General features: G+C 44.9%; 1 protein-coding gene. It reads left to right on the top strand.

Annotation, left to right across the window (positions count from 1 at the left end; all coding sequences use genetic code 11):
* Window positions 1–564 (top strand): argininosuccinate synthase domain-containing protein (locus tag FK268_RS26105; protein ID WP_193560335.1); only part of this gene is annotated, 564 nt, incomplete at both ends.

The following is a 564-nucleotide window of genomic DNA, read 5'->3' as shown; positions in this document are numbered from 1 at the left end:
AAATGAGACCAATGCAGATGCAATCTCTCACGGAGCAACAGGTAAGGGGAATGACCAAGTTCGTTTCGAATTAGGTGCATATGCGCTTAAACCTGGTGTAAAAGTGATTGCGCCATGGCGTGAGTGGGATCTTATGTCACGTGAGAAATTACTCGACTATGCTGAAAAACACAATATTGAGATCGATCGCGGTGGTAAGAAATCACCCTACTCTATGGATGCAAACTTGCTCCATATCTCCTATGAAGGATTGATGTTAGAAGATCCATGGACAGAGCCAGAAGCTGATATGTGGCGCTGGACAGTCTCTCCTGAAGAAGCTCCTGATAAGCCAACCTATGTAGAGTTAACTTATCGTCACGGCGATATCGTTGCAATCGATGGTGTTGAAACTTCACCGGCAACAGTGATGGAGAAGCTCAACAAACTCGCAGGTGAAAATGGTATCGGTCGTGTTGATATTGTAGAGAACCGCTATGTTGGAATGAAAGCTCGAGGTTGTTATGAAACACCTGCGGGTACAGTGATGTTAAAAGCACATCGCGCGATTGAGTCTATTACTCT

It is taken from the genome of Tsukamurella sputi (genome assembly GCF_007858445.1).
GTDB lineage: Bacteria > Actinomycetota > Actinomycetes > Mycobacteriales > Mycobacteriaceae > Tsukamurella > Tsukamurella sputi.
The sequence above is the reverse complement of the archived record's forward strand: the minus strand, read 5'-3'. Positions and strand labels throughout refer to the sequence as shown.